The organism is Paraburkholderia franconis, assembly GCF_009362735.1.
Taxonomy (GTDB): domain Bacteria; phylum Pseudomonadota; class Gammaproteobacteria; order Burkholderiales; family Burkholderiaceae; genus Paraburkholderia; species Paraburkholderia franconis.
The window spans coordinates 237211-255143 of the sequence record NZ_WHNP01000003.1; the positions used below are offsets into that span (position 1 = coordinate 237211).

Genomic DNA, 17933 nt, shown 5'->3' on the forward strand with positions numbered 1-17933 from the left:
ATCCGTGATGTTTTCGTGTCGGGAGGCAGCGGGCTCGTCACCGCATCGCCGTTGCGGGCGACACGGTGGCCGTCGCAACGAATCACCGTCCGATACTGACTATCGATAGGCTTCGTTGCAATCGAACGATTTCCAGCGCCCAACGCGTCCCTTGTAACAGCTTTCAGGCCTGTAAATCAGGTACTTGGAGTCCCACGTGTAGATCACTTTGGTTTCAAGAAAACCAGGAGGAGCTTGCGTGACAGACGACCAGGTCAGCGGCCGTTGCGACGATGCAAATACTCGGCCTGGAGTCAGGTCTGCGACAGGTGGCGAAGTGAGAACGACGCACCAATCACGCTCGTTCCGTTGTTCGAAGACCACCCGTTGCGAGTTGGTTCCAGAGGTAGTGTCACTCGAAATCACAAAATTGCGCGAGCCGATGTGCCGGCGAAACTGCACGATGTTTTCGTCTTCTTCAAAACCTACTCCATATGTGTCAGACAAGCCTGCCTTCAATGATGGGTAGCAAGAAGCGTAGTGCGAATCGCGCCACGGCTGCGGCAATGAAACTACTTCGGTGGCAACCGCGTTGCAGCTCGTGGCGATCATGACGATGCTAAGGAATTTGAGGCTCATAGCTAACTTGTATGGATAGAGTTGCGGTAACGGGTGCAGGTGGAAAGCTATGGCAAAGAGTTGGCTGCCCCGGTGGAGTTAGCGGCGGATAGCTAATCGTCGCGTGGCTAACACTGCTGGTGTCATCCGAGAGAATGCGAAAAATGAGCGCTGCAAACTGTTGACGATTTGCATATCCTGCGGCTCCGCCATTGATTAGCCAGCTGATGAATCCCACAACTGCAGGAGTTACTCCAAGGTCTGCCGCACGGTTAATATTGTTTTTCCCTCGAAAATGCTTGGATATCCAAAACATTCCTGACGATTCTGCGGCGTCGGCGAGGCTAGATGCTACGCGGGCCGGATCGTAGCGTGGGTACCAGCGCTGAACAGATCCGCCAGATGACCATTGATGTGTACTTGTAGTGGAAATCCTAGGGTCCGAATAGACCGATCCAGTGATATTCGACAATAGGCGGAACTTTCCGTATTCATCGTAGCCATTCGGCCAGGTAAGCTGAAGATAGCCTCGCCCAAAGAATGGGCCATATGATTTTCCATGGCCCGCTCCTCCTTCTGAAACCAAACTCAGGATGCCGGTCTCAATGTAGGTTTGAGCAAGAAAATGTACAAATCGCACTGTGCTTTCGCCAAGGTATTTGCGACGCAGGGCGTTGATCGCCTTCTGATGCTCAGTGGCTCGACGATGCGCTTCGTCCCACGGAGTTTGCCCTGTCAATGAACGACGGGGCAAACACTGGGCCAGTTCGTCGACAGTTAGCCAATTGCACGCCCTGAACTGCCGCACAAACGCCGTCGGTGGAAAATGCCAGCACTCGTTTGGAGGCGGGAAATCAGGGTCGCTGACATCCTCCCAGAAGGCCAGATCGCGGGCGTGATCCATCAAGGTATTGAAATCCGCATCGGACAACGGAGTGGTCAGCGCTTCGTGCGGATTCTTGAGCCAGTTGTAGCGCGCTTCAAGTCCAGCCTTGCTCCACTCGGTGGGAAACTTGCAGACCGCATGCGCCATGCGCTGCCGTACCGTCTCGACGTTCAGCGCCTGTACCGCCTTGGCATGGCTGATATGCCCTGAGCGATCGATGTCCAGCCATCGCTTTACCGTGGGCGAATCGCAGAGGCTGTCGGGCGTCGGGTCGTCGCTGACGAAACTCCATCCAGCCCACCCGGGGAAATCCGCATCGCTGTAGACGCGCACGCCGGCTTTCGACAGGTTGATCCATCCGTCACCGTCCGGTGTCTTCATCTTGCGCCAGTGATTGAAGCGCTGCCCGTTGCCGAGCCGGTCATTGATGCCGCGCCCGAAGCTGAGTATCTCGAAGATGGCGCTGGGCGACGGCGCCACCGTCGCGCCACCTATGCCGGCGAGACTGCTGTCGGTAAAACGGTCATGAAGCGCCGTGGCCCGCTGATACAGGTTGTATTCGGCGTCCCTTTCCGCAGGCATCGCACCGAACACCAACCAGTTACCATCCGCGTCCTGCTGGTAGGTCGTCAGCGTGCAGTCCTTTTCGTAACGCATGCGGATCACGAGATCGCGGCTCGTACCCGCCGGAACCAGAGATGGCTGCGGCTGGATCATCGCGGTAGCCGGTGCGCTGTCGTCCTCGCGGAAAGGATGAGGTTCATTGGCAAAAAGCTTCGTCCCATGCGGCACAAAAAACCAGGTGTCCCCATAGATGGCATCCGTGCGTCCCTGCGCGCCGACCGGCCCCGGTGCGCGACCAATGAACTTCTTCAGGCTCGCCTCGTCGCAGACGATCTCAAAGTGAATCTGCGGATACTGACCATAAATCTGGCCGGGTGTGCCGAGCACGTCCTTTCGATAGATCTTTTGACCCACGGCGAGCGTGGGCTGCACGGTTTGCAGATGCAGATAGACAGAGTAGTAGGTGACTCTTGCGTTGTCGCCTTCGCCGATTTCTGTGTCGTGTCGGATGACGACACAGCCGTCGTCGGTGCGCACGTTGCGATAGTGAAGGGTCGGCTTGCCGTTTGGCCCCGTCTTGCGCAGGTAGACGATCTTGCCGTCGGCGATCGCGCGCACGTAGGCGGCTTGGTTTCCGTCCGAGGGTGCCATCAGGTGCACACCGCCATGCCAGCCGAGGTTGAAGCTCACGGGGTACGCGCCGCCGCCGGGCGTGCATTCCAGCATGTTGGCGGTACAGACGTTGCCGCCGGGTACAACGGTATTGCCCGCATCTGGTTGCGCTGCGGATAGAAAGGGTGGGCTGATAATCATGGGACGGTTGGGATGTGAGGTAGCCAGAGCGAATGGGCGTGCCTGTCGGCAAGCGTGCCCGAACCGATTGGAGCGCAGTCTGAGTCTGTGCGCCATCAGAAGACTTCGATTTTTATGCGGGATTTTTCTGCCGTCCGATGTTTTCGACTCAGATAAAAAAACCCGCTCAGAGCGGGTTGAATGGCCTCTTTTGCAATCCGTAACCTGATGGCCAAGTCAGGACAACATCCGCGCCGCCAAGGCTCAGAGCGGATGGCGGCGAAAAGCTACAAAACCGCACGGACGAAAACTAACAACACAAAAACCCTCAGAGCAATGTCCGCACGTGCCACAACTCAGGAAACAGCACCACGTCCAGCATTTTCCGCAGATAAGGCGCACCGGTCGTCCCGCCCGTGCCCTGCTTGAACCCGATGATCCGCTCGACGGTCGTCACATGCCTGAAGCGCCACTGACGAAACGCGTCTTCGAGATCAACGAGTTCTTCCGCCATCTCGTACAGCTCCCAATGCTGCGACGGATTGCGATACACCTCGAGCCACGCCGCTTCGACTGACGGATCGTGCTGCGTCGGCTGTGTCCAGTCGCGTTCGAGCCGCGACGGATCGATTGCAAATCCGCGCCGCGCAAGCAGACGGATCACCTCGTCGTAGAACGACGGCGCTTCGAGGGACGCCTTCACTTCGGCATAGACATCTGGGTGATGCGCATGGGGCTTCAGCATCTGCTCGTTCTTGTTGCCGAGCATGAACTCCAGTTCGCGATACTGATACGACTGAAACCCCGACGAGCTGCCGAGGAACGGCCGCATCGACGTGTATTCCGACGGCGTCATCGTCGACAGTACGTTCCACGCCTGCACGAGCTGCTCGAGAATCCGCGACACGCGCGCAAGCATCTTGAACGCGGGCGGCAGTTCATCGCGATGCACGCACGCGAGCGCCGCGCGCAGTTCGTACAGCGCGAGCTTCATCCACAGCTCGCTCGTCTGATGCTGGATGATGAACAGCATCTCGTTGTGATCGGGCGAAAGCGGATGCTGCGCATGCAGGATCGAGCCGAGCGATAGATAGTCGCCATAGCTCATCGACTTGGAGAAATCGAGCTGCGCGTCGTGCCAGCCTTTGTCTTCGTCGGCGGCCATGTGCGATGTGTGGGTTTCGCGCGGCGCTTGTGTGCCGCCGTGTCCGAACGGACAACCTTGTGCGGGCTTCTCTTCCATCATTTTCATGTGATCGGTCATCGTCGTTCCTCAGGTCACGGCGCCGCGCGCGGCGAATTCGGGCGCGCGCCAGGTCTCGTGCGCGAGCACGTCGCGCAGATGCTCGACGGCATCCCATACATCGACATAGCGCGTGTACAGCGGCGTAAAGCCGAAACGCAGCACATGCGGCTCGCGATAATCGCCGATCACGCCGCGCGCGATCAGCGCCTGCATCACTTCATAGCCGCGCGGATGCTCGAAGCTCGCATGCGAGCCGCGCTGCGAATGCGCGCGCGGCGTCACGAGCTTGAGCGGAAACTCATTGCAGCGCGTTTCGACCAGCTCGATGAAGAGATCAGTCAGCGCGAGCGACTTCTTGCGGATCGCCTGCATGTCGGTTTGCAGGAACACGTCGAGTCCGCATTCGACGAGCGCCATCGACACCATCGGCTGCGTGCCGCACAGGAAGCGGCCGATGCCTTCGTCGGCGGCATACGTCGGGTCCATTGCGAACGGCGCGCGATGACCCCACCAGCCCGACAGCGGCTGCTCAAAGTCGCTCTGATGGCGATGCGGCACCCACGCGAACGCGGGTGAGCCCGGACCGCCGTTCAGGTACTTGTACGTGCAGCCGACGGCGCAATCCGCGCCGACGCTGTTCAGATCGACGGGCACGGCGCCCGCCGAGTGCGCGAGGTCCCACAGCGCGAGCGCGCCTTGCCGATGGATCAGCTGCGTGAGCGCGGCCATGTCATGCATATAGCCCGTGCGGTAGTTGACGTGCGTGATCATCACGACGGCGACATCGTCGGTGATGGCGGCAGGCAACTCGGACGGGTCGTCGACGAGGCGCAGTTCATAGCCGCGATTCAGCTGTTTGATCAGCCCTTGCGCGATGTACAGATCGGTCGGGAAGTTAGAGCGCTCCGACACGATCACGCGGCGCTTCGGGTCGCGCCTGTCCTGCAAGCGCAGCGCCGCCGACAGCACCTTGAAGAGGTTGATCGAAATCGTATCGGTGACGACGACTTCGTTGTGCGCCGCGCCGATCAGCGGCGCGAGCTTGTTGCCGAGGCGCCGCGGCAGCGAGAACCAGCCGGCCGTGTTCCAGCTGCGGATGAGGCCTTGCGCCCATTCGGCGCCGATCACGGTTTGCGCGCGCTGCGCGGCTGCGGCGGGCGGCACGCCGAGCGAATTGCCGTCCAGATAGATGACGTCCGGCGCCAGCGCGAACTGATCGCGCAAGGGCGCGAGCGGATCGGCGGCGTCGAGCGCGAGTGCTTCGTCACGTTGATTCATGATGGTTCGGTTGGGTTGATCGAGAGAGAGTGTCGAGGTTGCGAGGCCATCGGTTATCGTCAGGCTTGTCGTCACGCTGGCAACGCTCGCAACACGGCGCGTACCGGGCTCGCATCGAGCGTCGTCAGCTTGAGCGGCAGCGCGATCAGTTCGTAGTCGCCGGGCTCGACGGCGTCGAGCACGATGCCTTCGAGAATCGCCATTTGGTGCGCGCGTATGCGGCGGTGCGCGTCCATCGTCTTCGACTCCTGCGGATCGAGCGACGGCGTGTCGATGCCGATCAGCCTCACGCCATGCGCGGCGAGCAGATCGATCGTGTCAGGCGCGACGGCGCAGAAGTCGCTGTCCCAGGCAGTCGTCGGCGCCGCGCGATAGGTGCGCAGCAGCACGCGCGGCGGCACGCCGTCGAGCGATGCCGCGACGTGCTCAGGCGTGACCAGCGGCTTCGCGCCGATGCAATGGATCACGCGGCAGCGGCCCAGATACGCGTCGAGCGGCACTTCGCCGATGGCTGCGCCTTGGGCGTCGTAGTGAAGCGGCGCGTCGGTGTGCGCGCCCGTGTGCGGCGAGATCGTCAGCCGCGCGACGTTGACGGGCGAACCCGCCTCCATCCGCCATACGCGCTCGATGCCGACGGGTGTGTCGCCCGGCCAGACGGGCGTCGCCGTATCGACGGCGGGCGTGATATCCCAAAGTGTCTCCATGCGCCTGTCATATCGTTGTACGTCCATCTTTGGATGATAGGCGGCATGAAGCGAAATGTGCTTGCTAAAAAAACTGTTTATTTCGACCCCTTTGGAACATAATTTGAGGCAAACGGGAAAGGGAGACCGAAAATGAACGCGATCTCACTCGACGCCACCGATTGCCGTATCTTGACGGTGCTGCAGCACGAAGGACGAATCAGCAATCTCGATCTGGCGGAGCGAATCTCGCTTTCGCCGTCGGCGTGTCTGCGCCGTTTACGCCTGCTGGAAGAGCAGGGCGTGATCGAACGCTATCGCGCCTGTCTGAACCGCGAAGTGCTCGGCTTCGAACTGGAGGCGTTCGTGCAGGTATCGATGCGCAACGACCAGGAAAACTGGCACGAGCGCTTCGCCGAAGCGCTGCGCGACTGGCCGGAAGTGGTCGGCGCGTTTGTCGTGACGGGGGAGACGCACTATCTGCTGCGGGTGCTCGCCCACAATCTCAAGCACTATTCGGATTTCGTGCTCGGCCGGCTCTACAAGGCGCCGGGCGTGATGGACATCCGCTCGAACATCGTGCTGCAGACGCTCAAGGAGGATTCGGGCGTCCCCGTATCGCTGGTGACGGGCGCGAAGGTGCAACCGCACGGATAGCGGGCGCAGGCGGTGGAAACCTCGGGAAAGCCCGCGAAGTCTTTCTTTCTCGTCGCCGCTGAAAAGCCGCAAGCCGCAACCCGCGAGCCCGTCAGCACAGCGGCTTCAGCCCATGGAAATCGCCGTTCTGAAACACGAGCGGCTGGACCTGGCCGGCGCTTTCGTGGACGCCGCAGCGCTCCACTTCGCCGACGAAAATGACGTGGTCGCCTTCCTGGTAGCGGCTGCGGTTATGGCATTCGAACCAGGCGAGCGCGCCATCGAGCACAGGCATGCCCGTGTCGCCCGCCGCATGCGAGACGCCTTCGAAACGGTCGCCCTTGACGGTCGCGAAGCGCTTGCACAGCTCGAGTTGCGACGCTGCCAGCACATTGACGACATAATGACTGTTCGCCTGGAACACGGACATCGATGCCGAGCGCGTCGCGAGGCTCCACAGGACGAGCGGCGGCGTCAGCGAGACGGAATTGAACGAACTGGCCGTGATGCCGATCAGTGCGCCGGACGGCGCGCGCGTCGTGATCACGGTGACGCCCGTCGCGAACTGGCCGAGCGCACGACGAAACGCAGCATCGTCGAAATTGGGCGGGGCGGCGCGCTTCATCGCGTGAGGCATTCCGGCGAACGGACCGCTTGATGAAGCGACCAGATGGAAAAAATCGGTTTGAAGGTCATGTAGAAATTCGGCGAATTGTCCCAATTTTAACTGCAATCGCAGAGGGCCTGGCGCGGCAGGCGGTCGGCGTGGCGGCGCAGTCCGCCGTCGCGAGCCGCAAGGCTGCGCCTGATGTCACGAATTGCGCATGGTATGGATGGTGCGTGCGTCACGTGTTGAACAGAAGGACGGTGCCGCACGAACCTCCCGCCGGCCGGATGCGATGAAGCATTGGGTTTCAAGGTGACTGTGGCGAGTCAGCCCGTTCCGCGCGTCGTTGCGCGGCGGCGAGGCGAGCGAGCCAATCCAAGGAGCGAACATGAGTCAGTCGGTCGAGACCGCCACGCTGGGCGGCGGATGTTTCTGGTGTCTTGAGGCGGTGTATCTGGGCGTCGATGGTGTGACGTCCGTGGAGTCGGGCTACGCAGGCGGGCAGGTCGAAAGCCCGTCGTACGAGCAGGTGTGCGACGGCGACACGGGGCACGCGGAGGTCGTCAAGGTCGGGTTCGATCCGGCGCGCATCAGCTACCGCGAGATTCTGGATATTTTCTTCGCGATCCACGATCCGACGCAGCTCAACCGCCAGGGCAACGATGTCGGCACGCAGTACCGGTCGGTGATCTTCGCGCACTCGGATGCGCAACGCGAGACGGCGTTGCAGGCGATCCGCGAGATCGGCGCGGAGGGCATCTACGACGGCCAGATCGTTACGCAGGTGCTGCCGCTCGACGGCAACTACTGGCCCGCCGAAGCGTATCACCAGAACTACTTCGCGCAGCATCCGAATCAGGGCTATTGCGCGTTCGTCGTCGCGCCGAAGGTAGCGAAGTTCCGCCAGAAGTTCGCCCATCGGATCAAGGCAGGCGCCTGATCCTCAAGCGCGCCAAGGCGCGCGCTTTTGACGTTGCATGCGCAGCGCGGGCTCCAGGCGGCTTGCGCTGCGTTCTTGCTGTTCGGCTAAACGGCCTGTGCCGCGTTTTCCTGACGCGCATGCGCATTGCGAAGCCGCTCGCAGGCAGCGGCGATCTCCGCCGCGAGCTTCACGCAAGTCAGCGGCGCCGAGCCTTCGGCCTTGTTGTTCGCGGCGATCAGCACCGGCTGGCCCGCGATCGCATAGCGCGCGGCGAGTTCGGCGAGCGCAGCACGCGTATCGGGGTCTTCGTCGACGAGCTTGTCGAACGGCTCGTACTTCGCTTTCGCCTGTTCGTACTTGAAGCCTCCATGCAGGCTCCAGCGCACGATCAGCGGACCCGACGGCGCTTCGTCGAGCATCGCGAGAGCCGCCGCCTGGCGCGAAGGATCGGGCATCCGCGCATGAATGCCGACGCAGTAGCGCACGCCCGTCGCCTTCAGCGCGCGGATGAGGCGCGGCGTCAAAAGGCACGCATCGCGGATTTCGACGGCATAGCAGGTGTCGCCTTCGAGCGGCGGCAGCGCCGACAGGAACGCCGTCAACCGATCGACGAAGAGCACGGGCTGCGCGAGCATTTCATTCGGCAGCGGCGAGAACTGGAACACGAGCGCGCCCGCCTTCTTGCCGAGACCGTCGATGCACGGCCGCACGAATTCGTCGATGGCCAGTTGCGCGTTTAGAAAGCAGGGGTTCTCCGACACCGGCTCGCCGCGCTCCGCGCGCACGGTTGCATCGGTGACGAGCGCGGGCGCCTTCACGATGAAGCGGAAGTGGTCCGGCACCTGCTGTGCGTAGCGCAGATAGTCGGTGAGCGTGAGCGGCGCATAGAACGAGCGGTCGATGCTCACCGTGCGCAGCAGCGAATGCGCGCCGTATGCCGCGAGGCCATCGCGCGACAGCTTGCTGTTGCTGTAATCGTCGCCGTAGACGATGCCTTTCCAGCCCGGAAACGACCAGGTCGACGTGCCCAGATGCACGTGCGGCGGCAACTGGCTCGCGAGTTCGACGATATCTGCGGACGGCTGCGCGGCGAGGACATCACGGGCGCGGCGCTTTTTCGGCGGCGCGCCGGTCTGCGCGGGAGATGTGTCGGATGCGGTATCGGATGCCGCCGTGGGCGGCGAAGCGTCGGCGGCAGGCGTTTCGCCGACAGGGTTGCCGAACATGTCGAGTTGCGCGGAGTGCTCCGGCGTTTCTTCTTTCATCGATGCGTTGCGAGGGAGAGTGCGCTGATGTGAACCGCGCCTGATTCGGGCCGTCCCGGCGCAACATGCCGCGATAGCAGGCCCGAAGCGGTATGCCGCGCGATTCTACAGCGCCTTCTCGTACATATAACGGCGCGACCACGGCAGCGTCTTCGCGCTGCGTCCCGCCCTGCGGCACACGACCTGAAAGATCGATACGTCGTCGTTCTCGAACGCGTACGCACAGCCCGCGAGGTACACGCGCCAGATGCGGAACTTCTCGTCGTCGACGAGCTTCCTCGCTTGTTCCGCGTTTGCCTCGAAGTTTTCCGTCCAGATGTCGAGCGTGTGCGCATAGTGACGGCGCAGGCTTTCGACGTCGATGGCTTCGAGCCCGCCGCGCTGCATCGATTCGAGCGCGAGGCTGATATGCGGCAGCTCGCCGTCGGGGAACACGTACCGGTCGATGAACTCGCCGCCGCCGAGAGCCGTTTCGCCGCTGTCGTAGTCAGTCGACGTGATGCCGTGGTTCATTGCGATGCCGTCGTCCGTTAGCAGGTCGTGAATCTTCTGGAAGTACGCCGGAAGGTTCTTGCGACCCACGTGCTCGAACATGCCGACGCTCGTGACGCGGTCGAACTGGCCTTCGATATCGCGGTAGTCCTGCAGACGGATTTCGATCTGGCCTTCGAGGCCCGCGGCTTTCACGCGCTGCGTCGCGAGATCGAACTGGTTCTGCGACAGCGTCACGCCCACGCATTTCGCGCCGAACTTCTGCGCCGCGCGTAGCACGAGCGCGCCCCAGCCGCAGCCGATATCGAGCAGATGCTGGCCGGGCTGCACCTGGATCTTCGTGAGGATGTGATCGATCTTCTTGATCTGCGCGGTGGCGAGATCTTCGTCGCCGTTCTCGAAGTACGCGCACGAGTACACCATGTTCTCGTCGAGCCACAGCTTGTAGAACTCGTTCGAGACGTCGTAGTGATACTGGATCGCTTTCTTGTCCGACGTTTTCGAGTGATTGAAATAGCGCCGCACGCGGGCGAGCTTGCTGGCGTTCGTCACCGTGCTGCGCGCAAGCGAATAGCCGATGTTGATGATGTCCGACAGCTTGCCTTCGATATCGATCTTGCCCTTCACGTAGGCCTCGCCCAGATTGTCGAGGCTCGGTTCGAGCAGGAGGGGCAGCGCGGAAGCGCTATTCACTTTCAGCGTGACCTGCGGCGCCGCGAACGTGCCGAAGTCGTGTTGCTGGCCATCCCACAGAACGAGGCGCGCCGGAATATTGGCCTTCGTTTTCACTTCTTCTACCCACTGCGCCAGCTTCTTCTCCCAGAACATGTGATTTCTCCGTGTCCAATGAATCAAAGCAAAGCCTGTCGGATCGCAGTGCGCTGCGCGTGCCTGCCTGGCCCGCGTTAGCTACGCATATTCGAACGTCGGGCAGCGCGCGATCCAGCCGTCCGCGCATTGCGCCGCCGTCGCGCATCGGATGCGCGATGCGGCCGCGCGGGCCGGCCTATCGACGAGTCAGGGCGACAGACGGGCGATAGTCCAGTCGGCGCTGCCGCTGCTGCGCGTGTAGAGCAGCCGGTCGTGCAGACGTGATGGCCGTCCTTGCCAGAATTCGATCGCGTCGGGAATCAGCCGGTATCCGCCCCAGTGCGGCGGCCGCGGAGGATTCTCTCCGTATTGTGCGCTGAATTCACGTTCGCGCGCTTCCAGAAGCGCACGGCTTTCAATCACCTTGCTCTGGTCCGATGCCCATGCGCCGATGCGCGAGCCCAGCGGCCGCGATGCGTAGTACGCGTCGCTTTCCGCGTCACTCGTCTTGACGACGGTGCCCTCGATGCGCACCTGGCGTTCGAGTTCGATCCAGTAGAAGAGAAGGCTGGCGTGCGGGTTTTCCGCGAGTTCGTGGCCCTTGCGGCTTTCGTAGTTCGTGAAGAAGACGAAGCCGCGTTCATCGACACCCTTGATCAGCACGATGCGTGCCGAAGGCCGGCCGCGTGCGTCGACGGTTGCAAGCGTCATCGTGTTCGGCTCGGGCAGTTGCGCATCGACTGCCTGCTTGAACCATTTGTCGAACTGACGGAACGGATTGGGATCGACATCGGGGATGTCGAGAGAACCGCGCGAATAGTTTTTGCGGAGGTCGGCAAGAGTGCTCATATTTTTATGCAAGCGCTACAGTGGGGCCAGTATAGCGAAGGACGCGAATTTCTGTATTGAGTCGTGTCGGATCGACGGCTCGAGTGCGAAGAGGCGGCCGCGCACGTCGGGCGCTTGCGGGCGCGATCAGGCAAAATACGGGCTTGGATGCATGTGGATATCCGCACGATATCTGCACGCTCACGCCTGAATCCGTCAAGCCACACATCATGTCCACGCCTCTCGTCACCGAGCAATCCGATCTTACTACCGACCACAGCGCGCACGAAATGCACGCAACGCACGATCAGCACGCAACAAACGATGCGGCCGACCGCGCGCGCCGCTTCGGTGGCGTCGCGCGTCTGTACGGCGCGGATGCGCTGGCGGCATTCGAGCGCGCGCATGTCGCCGTGATCGGCATTGGCGGCGTCGGTTCGTGGGCGGCGGAAGCGCTCGCGCGCACGGCGATCGGCAGGATCACGCTGATCGATCTCGACAACGTGGCCGAGAGCAACACGAACCGGCAGATTCACGCGCTCGACGGCAACTACGGCAAGCCGAAAGTCGACGCGATGGCCGAGCGCATCAGGCTGATCGATCCGCGGTGCGATGTGCGCGTGATCGAAGATTTCATCGAGCCGGATAACTTCGACGCGGTGCTGGGCGGCGGCTTCGACTATGTGATCGACGCGATCGACAGCGTGCGCACGAAGACGGCGCTGATCGCATGGTGCGTCGAGCACAGGCAGCCTTTGATCACAGTCGGCGGTGCAGGCGGGCAGCTCGACCCGACGCGCATTCGCATCGACGACCTCGCGCTCACCATTCAGGACCCGCTGCTGTCGAAAGTGCGCGGCCAGTTGCGCAAGCAGCACGGCTTTCCGCGCGGACCGAAAGCGAAGTTCAAGGTGAGCGCCGTGTATTCGGACGAGCCGCTGATCTATCCGGAAGCGGCCGTCTGCGATATCGACGAAGAGGTGGAGCACGTCACGACGTCGCCCGGTCATCATGGACCCGTGGGCCTGAATTGCGCGGGCTTCGGATCGAGCGTGTGCGTGACGGCGAGCTTCGGGTTTGCCGCCGTGTCGCATGTGTTGCGAGCGCTCGCGAAGCAGGCGGCCTGAAGCGCATCTCTCGCATCAACGAAAAACGCGGCCACGTGGCCGCGTTTTTCATGCTGCATCGGAATGCATCGGCAGCGAACGGTCAGTTCAGCGACGCGCTCAGTTTGCGCCGCCACTTCGACACCAGTTCCGGCTGATGCGCGGCAAGGTCGAACACCGACAGCATCGTCTTGCGGCCGATGTCCTCGCGGAAGTTGCGGTCGCGCTGCACGATCGCGAGCAGATGCTCGAGCGCCGGGTCGTACTTGCGCCGCGCGATGAACGCGCTCGCTAGGTCGAAACGCGCTTCGAGGTCGTCGGGATTGTCGGCGACACGGGCTTCGAGCGCATCCGTGGGCGGCAGATCGGCGGCGGCATCGACGGCATCGAGCCGCGTCTTGATCGCGTTGTAGCGCGCGTCGATGCCCTGCGTCGTTTTCGGCGACAGCAGATCGTTTTCGTTCTGCGCTTCGTCGACGCGATGGTCTTCGAGCAGCAGTTCCATCAGATCGAGACGCGCTTCGTCGTAGCCCGGATCGAATGCAAGCGCGGCCTTCAGCGCATCGTACGCATCTTCGCGGCGGCCTTCGGAGACGGCCACGGCCGCTTCGGCACGCGCCGCTTCCGCGCCGTCGGGCACGAGGCGGTCGAGAAACTGGCGCAGCTGGCCTTCGGGCAGCACGCCGATGAACTGATCGACGGGCCGTCCGTCCGCGAAGGCGACGACGTGTGGAATGCTGCGCACCTGGAAGTGCGCGGCCAGTTCCTGGTTCTCGTCGACGTTCACCTTCACGAGACGCCATTTGCCTTCGTACTCGGCTTCGAGCTTTGCGAGCATCGGGCCGAGCGTCTTGCACGGTCCGCACCACGGCGCCCAGAAGTCGACCAGTATGGGCGTGAGCATCGATGCGCTGATGACGTCCTTTTCGAAGGTGGCGAGAGTGGTGTCCATTGCAATCTCTTCCTTGAATCTGTACTTGAAATAAATGGGGGCGGCCGGCGCGGTTTCAACGCGCGTCTTCGATTCTTCTGGTTTCAGTGCTTTCGGCGCCGCCCCTGCCGATGCTTTCGAGTCTAGCGCGGCTTGCGCTCCGGCAGCGGAATCCATTCGGTCTCGCCCGGCACCTTGCCCATTTCCTGATTCGTCCAGGCGGCCTTTGCACGCTCTATCTTCTCGCGCGAACTCGAGACGAAATTCCATTCGATGAAGCGTTCGCCGTCGAGTTTCTCGCCGCCGAGCAGCATCACCGTCGCGCCTTTCTCGCTCGCGAGCGTGACGGTTTCGCCGGGCGCGAGCACGGCCATCTGCTCGGCCTCGAGCGGCTGGCCGTCGAGCGACAGATCGCCGTCGACGAGGTACACGCCGCGCTCGTCGTGCTCCGGTTCGAGCGCAAGCGCGCTGCCGGGCGAAAAGTGCGCGGCAGCATACAGCGTGCCCGAGAACGTGCGCGCGGGCGCCGTCTGGCCGAACGACGTGCCCGCGATGATGCGCAAGACGACGCCGTTTCGTTCGATCTCGGGCAGCGTCGAGCCGGGATGATGCTCGAACGACGGCTCGGCGTCCTCGTCGGCGAGCGGCAGCGCGACCCAGGTCTGGATGCCGTGCACGGTCGAGCCGTTCGCGCGTTCCGGTTCGGGCGTGCGCTCCGAATGCACGATGCCGCGGCCGGCCGTCATCCAGTTGACGTCGCCGGGGACGATCCTCTGTTCGGAACCAAGGCTGTCGCGATGCATGATCGCGCCTTCGAACAGATACGTGACGGTCGCAAGGCCGATATGCGGATGCGGACGCACGTCGAGTCCTGTTCCAGCGGGCAGCGTCGCGGGGCCCATGTGGTCGAAGAAGATGAACGGACCGATGAGACGCGCGGCCATCGCAGGCAGCACGCGCCGCACGGCCAGATTGCCGATGTCGCGGACGTGGGGCTTGAGAACCGCTTTGATCGATGAGGGCATGACTGGCTCGACGGGTGGGGACAGGGCAGGTCATTCTACTGCCCATGCCGGCAGGCTGCGCGCGAGGGATGACGCGACGGGGAGCACGTGTCTCGCGAAGCAGAAGATGCCTTTGCCGCCGCTCCGCTAAACTCTTTTCTTTCAGAACAAGTAGAAGAGGAGTCGAGATGTCGCCGAAAGACCTGCTGCTGGCGCTGGTCGTCGTTCTCGCGTGGGGTGTGAATTTTGTGGTGATCAAGGTCGGCCTGCACGGCGTGCCGCCGATGCTGCTCGGCGGGTTGCGCTTCACGCTCGCCGCGATTCCCGCCGTGTTCTTCATCCGGCGGCCGAAGATGCCCTGGCGCTGGCTCATCGCTTATGGCGCGACGATCTCGCTCGGCCAGTTCGCGTTCCTGTTTTCGGCGATGTATGTCGGCATGCCGGCCGGTCTCGCGTCGCTCGTGCTGCAGGCGCAGGCGTTCTTCACGCTCGGTTTTGCCGCGCTGTTCCTGCACGAGCGCTTTCGCGCGCAGAACGTGCTGGGTCTCGTGATCGCGGCGATCGGGCTCGCGGTGATCGGCATGCAGGGTGGCCACGCGATGACGCTGACCGGCTTCATCCTCACGCTGTGCGCCGCCGTGATGTGGGCGCTCGGCAATATCGTCACGAAGAAGGTCGGCAAGGTCGATCTGGTCGGACTCGTCGTGTGGGGCAGTCTCGTTCCTCCTGTGCCGTTCTTCGTGCTGTCGTATCTGCTCGAAGGGCGGCAGCGCATCGAGGCGGCGTTGACGGGCATCGGCATGTCGTCGGTGTTCGCGATCGTCTATCTCGCGTTCGTCGCGACGCTGCTCGGCTACGTGCTGTGGAGCCGTCTGCTGTCGCGCTATCCGGCGGGACAGGTCGCGCCGTTCTCGCTGCTCGTGCCGATCATCGGGCTTGCGTCGGCATCGGTGCTGCTCGGCGAGTCGCTGTCGGCCGCGCAGATCGGCGGCGCGGCGCTCGTGATGGCGGGGCTTGCCGTCAACGTGTTCGGCGGCTGGGTCGTGCAAACGCTCGCGCTCGCGCGTTGAGCCGAGCTGATCCGAGTTGAACTTTAGCGACTCGTAAAACGGCAACGGCCGCACTTCGCAGTGCGGCCGTTTTGCTTGGGTTGCAGCGTGGTTTTAGCGGAAAGCCTGGCCTCAGGTCATCCGGCTCTTCGCGAGCGGCGGGTTCGCCGCAAAGTAGCGCTTGATGCCGCTCAGGATCGCGTTCGCCATCTTCTCGCGATACGCGTCGTCGTTCAGACGGCGCTCCTCGTCCGGGTTGCTGATGAACGCGGTCTCGACGAGGATCGACGGAATATCGGGCGCTTTCAGCACGGCGAAGCCCGCCTGTTCGACGCTGCCCTTGTGCAGCCTGTTGATCCCACCGATTTCCTTCAGCACGAACGTGCCGTAGCGCATCGAGTCGCGGATCTGCGCCGTCGTCGACATATCGAACAGCGCGCGGTTCACGCTCGCATCGGCGGACTTGATGTTGATGCCGCCGATCTGATCCGACGAGTTTTCCTTGTTCGCCATCCAGCGTGCGGCCGCGCTCGACGCGCCATGCTCCGACAGCGCGAACACCGACGAGCCGCTCGCTTCGGGCGTCGTGAACGCATCCGCGTGAATCGACACGAACAGGTCCGCGCCGACGCGCCGCGCCTTCTGCACGCGCACGTTGAGCGGCACGAAGAAGTCGGCGTCGCGCGTCATCATCGCCCGCATGTTCGGCTGCGCGTCGATCTTCGCGCGCAGCTTCTTCGCGATGTCGAGCGCGACGTGCTTTTCGTAAGTGCCGCTGCCGCCGATCGCGCCGGGGTCTTCGCCGCCGTGGCCCGGGTCGATCGCGACGGTCAGCAGGCGCACCGTCGTGCTGCCCTTCTTCGGCGTGATGAACTTGTACGTGTCGTCGCCGTTGTCGCCTTCGTTATCCGTATCGTTGTCGTTGTTGCGCGCGATGACGGACGGCGCGGGCGTCGGCGTTGGCTTCGACGGCGTGTGCGGCGCCGGCGCCGCATGCGTGGGCGGACGCGGCGCAGGCGTGGAAGGCGAAGGCGCGTTGTTCTGCGCGTACTTCTCGAAGAAGGCGTCGCTGTTGTCGGCGGGCGGAGTGGTCGGGCCGCTCAGCGTCGCGGCGGGCGGCGATGACTCTTCGTTGAGCTTGTCGAGCTGCTGCTGCTTGCGCTCCGTCTGCGCGAGCAGGTCCATCAGCGGATCGGGCGCGACGGCGGGGTACAGGTCGAACACGAGACGGTACTTATACGTGCCGACGGGCGGCAGCGTGAACACCTGCGGCTTCACCGAGCCCTTCAGGTCGAACACCATCCGCACGACATGCGGCTGATACTGACCCACGCGCACCGATTGAATCTGCGGATCGTTCGGCGCGATCTTCGAGACGAGATCCTTCAGTGCCTGGTCGAGATCGAGACCGTTCAGATCGACCACCAGCCGATCGGGGCCTTGCAGCAGCTGCTGCGTGTTCTGCAGCGGCTGGTCGGACTCGATGGTCACACGCGTGTAGTCGCGCGCGGGCCACACGCGCACGCCGAGCACCGACGACGCCCACGCGAAACGAGGAGCGGCAAGCCCGAGGACGAGGGTGGAAGCGCCCGCGCGAAGAATCTGCCGGCGACGCCAGTTATGCGTCGCCGTGGCCGCCGATTCGATCGAGCGGAACGGTTTGATCAACATCTTTCGAGACATGCCTTTCCTGATTCGCTATACGCCCGGGCGACCAGCGTGCGGCCATCGCCGTCGACGTCGAGCGAGAACACGAGATCCGGCACGCCTAGCAGACTGCCCGCGCGTTGCGGCCATTCGACAAGGCAGATTGCGCCGCTGTCGAAATACTCGCGAAAGCCTGCATCGGCCCATTCGGCCGGATCGTTGAAACGGTAAAGATCGAAGTGATACAGCTCGAGTTCCCCACCCGGCCGTTCGACCGCATAAGGCTCGACGAGCGTATAGGTCGGGCTGCGCACGCGGCCCGTGTGTCCGAGGGCGCGCAACGTGGCGCGCACGAGTGTCGTCTTGCCGGCGCCCAGGTCGCCGAAGAGCTGCACCTGAAGGCCGTGGAATGCAAGGTCGCCCGACACGCTGCTCGCGTTGCGCACGCTGTCGATTGCATGCGCGAAGCGTTCGCCGAATGCCATCGTGGCGGCTTCGTCCGCGAGCGCGAAATGGCGCTCCAGCAGGACGGCAGCGGACGGTTGATTCGCGAGACCGGATTGATCGGGCATTCTCGTAAAATGGCGTTA

The 17933-nt window shown here is 62.9% G+C and carries 17 protein-coding genes; 4 read left to right on the forward strand and 13 right to left on the reverse strand.

All coding sequences use genetic code 11. From position 1 onward, the window contains the following. Positions 1-99: 99 nt before the first annotated feature. The 5 genes from GCT13_RS04515 to kynB all read right to left on the reverse strand — a co-directional run bounded on the left by GCT13_RS04515 (position 100) and on the right by kynB (position 6067). Positions 100-618, reverse strand: coding sequence for a hypothetical protein (locus tag GCT13_RS04515; RefSeq protein ID WP_152755548.1), 519 nt, complete (start codon positions 616-618; stop codon positions 100-102). Continuing rightward, positions 599-2860: a M23 family metallopeptidase gene (locus tag GCT13_RS04520; protein WP_193727575.1), complete on the reverse strand. Its 2262-nt coding sequence runs from the start codon at positions 2858-2860 to the stop codon at positions 599-601. The genes GCT13_RS04515 and GCT13_RS04520 overlap by 20 nt, the downstream gene beginning before the upstream one ends. A gap of 307 nt (positions 2861-3167) precedes the next feature. Beyond that, entirely contained in the window at positions 3168-4103 is a 936-nt protein-coding gene (gene kynA / locus GCT13_RS04525) for a tryptophan 2,3-dioxygenase (protein WP_152755550.1), read from the reverse strand. 9 nt (positions 4104-4112) lie between these two features. Then, positions 4113-5363 (reverse strand): kynureninase, encoded by a 1251-nt coding sequence (gene kynU / locus GCT13_RS04530; protein ID WP_152755551.1) that lies wholly within the window; start codon positions 5361-5363, stop codon positions 4113-4115. A gap of 71 nt (positions 5364-5434) precedes the next feature. Next, a complete protein-coding gene (kynB, locus tag GCT13_RS04535) occupies positions 5435-6067 on the reverse strand; it encodes an arylformamidase (RefSeq protein ID WP_152755552.1) in 633 nt (210 codons plus the stop codon). A 132-nt stretch (positions 6068-6199) separates the two neighbouring features. Between kynB and GCT13_RS04540 the strand changes: the two genes are divergently transcribed. Further along, positions 6200-6703, forward strand: a complete 504-nt coding sequence (locus tag GCT13_RS04540; RefSeq protein ID WP_152755553.1) for an Lrp/AsnC family transcriptional regulator — start codon at positions 6200-6202, stop codon at positions 6701-6703. A gap of 91 nt (positions 6704-6794) precedes the next feature. Here the strand turns inward: GCT13_RS04540 and GCT13_RS04545 are convergent, their stop codons facing one another. Further along, positions 6795-7307 (reverse strand): flavin reductase family protein, encoded by a 513-nt coding sequence (locus tag GCT13_RS04545; protein ID WP_152755554.1) that lies wholly within the window; start codon positions 7305-7307, stop codon positions 6795-6797. A gap of 370 nt (positions 7308-7677) precedes the next feature. Between GCT13_RS04545 and msrA the strand changes: the two genes are divergently transcribed. After that, positions 7678-8229: a peptide-methionine (S)-S-oxide reductase MsrA gene (gene msrA / locus GCT13_RS04550; protein WP_152755555.1), complete on the forward strand. Its 552-nt coding sequence runs from the start codon at positions 7678-7680 to the stop codon at positions 8227-8229. A gap of 86 nt (positions 8230-8315) precedes the next feature. On the opposite strand, the gene GCT13_RS04555 is transcribed toward msrA, so the two are convergent. From GCT13_RS04555 to pdxH, 3 genes are all read right to left on the reverse strand, one after another. After that, entirely contained in the window at positions 8316-9476 is a 1161-nt protein-coding gene (locus GCT13_RS04555) for a DUF72 domain-containing protein (protein WP_152755556.1), read from the reverse strand. Positions 9477-9581: 105 nt separating this feature from the next. After that, entirely contained in the window at positions 9582-10796 is a 1215-nt protein-coding gene (locus GCT13_RS04560) for an SAM-dependent methyltransferase (RefSeq protein WP_152755557.1), read from the reverse strand. Between the two features lie 189 nt (positions 10797-10985). Then, positions 10986-11627: a pyridoxamine 5'-phosphate oxidase gene (pdxH, locus tag GCT13_RS04565; RefSeq protein ID WP_152755558.1), complete on the reverse strand. Its 642-nt coding sequence runs from the start codon at positions 11625-11627 to the stop codon at positions 10986-10988. A gap of 209 nt (positions 11628-11836) precedes the next feature. Between pdxH and tcdA the strand changes: the two genes are divergently transcribed. Continuing rightward, the gene (gene tcdA / locus GCT13_RS04570) at positions 11837-12733 is read left to right on the forward strand and encodes a tRNA cyclic N6-threonylcarbamoyladenosine(37) synthase TcdA (protein ID WP_152755559.1); all 897 of its coding nucleotides are present in this window, start codon (positions 11837-11839) and stop codon (positions 12731-12733) included. Positions 12734-12815: 82 nt separating this feature from the next. Here the strand turns inward: tcdA and trxA are convergent, their stop codons facing one another. Both trxA and GCT13_RS04580 read right to left on the reverse strand, forming a co-directional pair. Next, complete coding sequence (trxA, locus tag GCT13_RS04575) at positions 12816-13664, reverse strand: thioredoxin (RefSeq protein ID WP_152755560.1); 849 nt, start codon at positions 13662-13664, stop codon at positions 12816-12818. 122 nt (positions 13665-13786) lie between these two features. Further along, entirely contained in the window at positions 13787-14668 is an 882-nt protein-coding gene (locus tag GCT13_RS04580; protein ID WP_152755561.1) for a pirin family protein, read from the reverse strand. Positions 14669-14835: 167 nt separating this feature from the next. Here GCT13_RS04580 and GCT13_RS04585 point away from each other — a divergent pair, with 167 nt between their 5' ends. Continuing rightward, positions 14836-15717, forward strand: coding sequence for an EamA family transporter (locus GCT13_RS04585; protein WP_152755562.1), 882 nt, complete (start codon positions 14836-14838; stop codon positions 15715-15717). A gap of 111 nt (positions 15718-15828) precedes the next feature. Here the strand turns inward: GCT13_RS04585 and GCT13_RS04590 are convergent, their stop codons facing one another. Together GCT13_RS04590 and tsaE are read right to left on the reverse strand one after the other, a co-directional pair. Further along, entirely contained in the window at positions 15829-17379 is a 1551-nt protein-coding gene (locus GCT13_RS04590; RefSeq protein ID WP_152755563.1) for an N-acetylmuramoyl-L-alanine amidase, read from the reverse strand. Next, the gene (tsaE, locus tag GCT13_RS04595; RefSeq protein ID WP_152755564.1) at positions 17361-17915 is read right to left on the reverse strand and encodes a tRNA (adenosine(37)-N6)-threonylcarbamoyltransferase complex ATPase subunit type 1 TsaE; all 555 of its coding nucleotides are present in this window, start codon (positions 17913-17915) and stop codon (positions 17361-17363) included. Before tsaE ends, GCT13_RS04590 begins: the two co-directional genes overlap by 19 nt. Positions 17916-17933: the final 18 nt, after the last annotated feature.

Coding starts and splice junctions, on each gene's coding strand:
- GCT13_RS04515 (WP_152755548.1), bottom strand. CDS start 618: ATGAGCCTCAAATTCCTTAGCATCGTCATGATCGCCACGAGCTGCAAC.
- GCT13_RS04520 (WP_193727575.1), bottom strand. CDS start 2,860: ATGATTATCAGCCCACCCTTTCTATCCGCAGCGCAACCAGATGCGGGC.
- kynA (WP_152755550.1), bottom strand. CDS start 4,103: ATGACCGATCACATGAAAATGATGGAAGAGAAGCCCGCACAAGGTTGT.
- kynU (WP_152755551.1), bottom strand. CDS start 5,363: ATGAATCAACGTGACGAAGCACTCGCGCTCGACGCCGCCGATCCGCTC.
- kynB (WP_152755552.1), bottom strand. CDS start 6,067: ATGGAGACACTTTGGGATATCACGCCCGCCGTCGATACGGCGACGCCC.
- GCT13_RS04540 (WP_152755553.1), top strand. CDS start 6,200: ATGAACGCGATCTCACTCGACGCCACCGATTGCCGTATCTTGACGGTG.
- GCT13_RS04545 (WP_152755554.1), bottom strand. CDS start 7,307: ATGAAGCGCGCCGCCCCGCCCAATTTCGACGATGCTGCGTTTCGTCGT.
- msrA (WP_152755555.1), top strand. CDS start 7,678: ATGAGTCAGTCGGTCGAGACCGCCACGCTGGGCGGCGGATGTTTCTGG.
- GCT13_RS04555 (WP_152755556.1), bottom strand. CDS start 9,476: ATGAAAGAAGAAACGCCGGAGCACTCCGCGCAACTCGACATGTTCGGC.
- GCT13_RS04560 (WP_152755557.1), bottom strand. CDS start 10,796: ATGTTCTGGGAGAAGAAGCTGGCGCAGTGGGTAGAAGAAGTGAAAACG.
- pdxH (WP_152755558.1), bottom strand. CDS start 11,627: ATGAGCACTCTTGCCGACCTCCGCAAAAACTATTCGCGCGGTTCTCTC.
- tcdA (WP_152755559.1), top strand. CDS start 11,837: ATGTCCACGCCTCTCGTCACCGAGCAATCCGATCTTACTACCGACCAC.
- trxA (WP_152755560.1), bottom strand. CDS start 13,664: ATGGACACCACTCTCGCCACCTTCGAAAAGGACGTCATCAGCGCATCG.
- GCT13_RS04580 (WP_152755561.1), bottom strand. CDS start 14,668: ATGCCCTCATCGATCAAAGCGGTTCTCAAGCCCCACGTCCGCGACATC.
- GCT13_RS04585 (WP_152755562.1), top strand. CDS start 14,836: ATGTCGCCGAAAGACCTGCTGCTGGCGCTGGTCGTCGTTCTCGCGTGG.
- GCT13_RS04590 (WP_152755563.1), bottom strand. CDS start 17,379: ATGTCTCGAAAGATGTTGATCAAACCGTTCCGCTCGATCGAATCGGCG.
- tsaE (WP_152755564.1), bottom strand. CDS start 17,915: ATGCCCGATCAATCCGGTCTCGCGAATCAACCGTCCGCTGCCGTCCTG.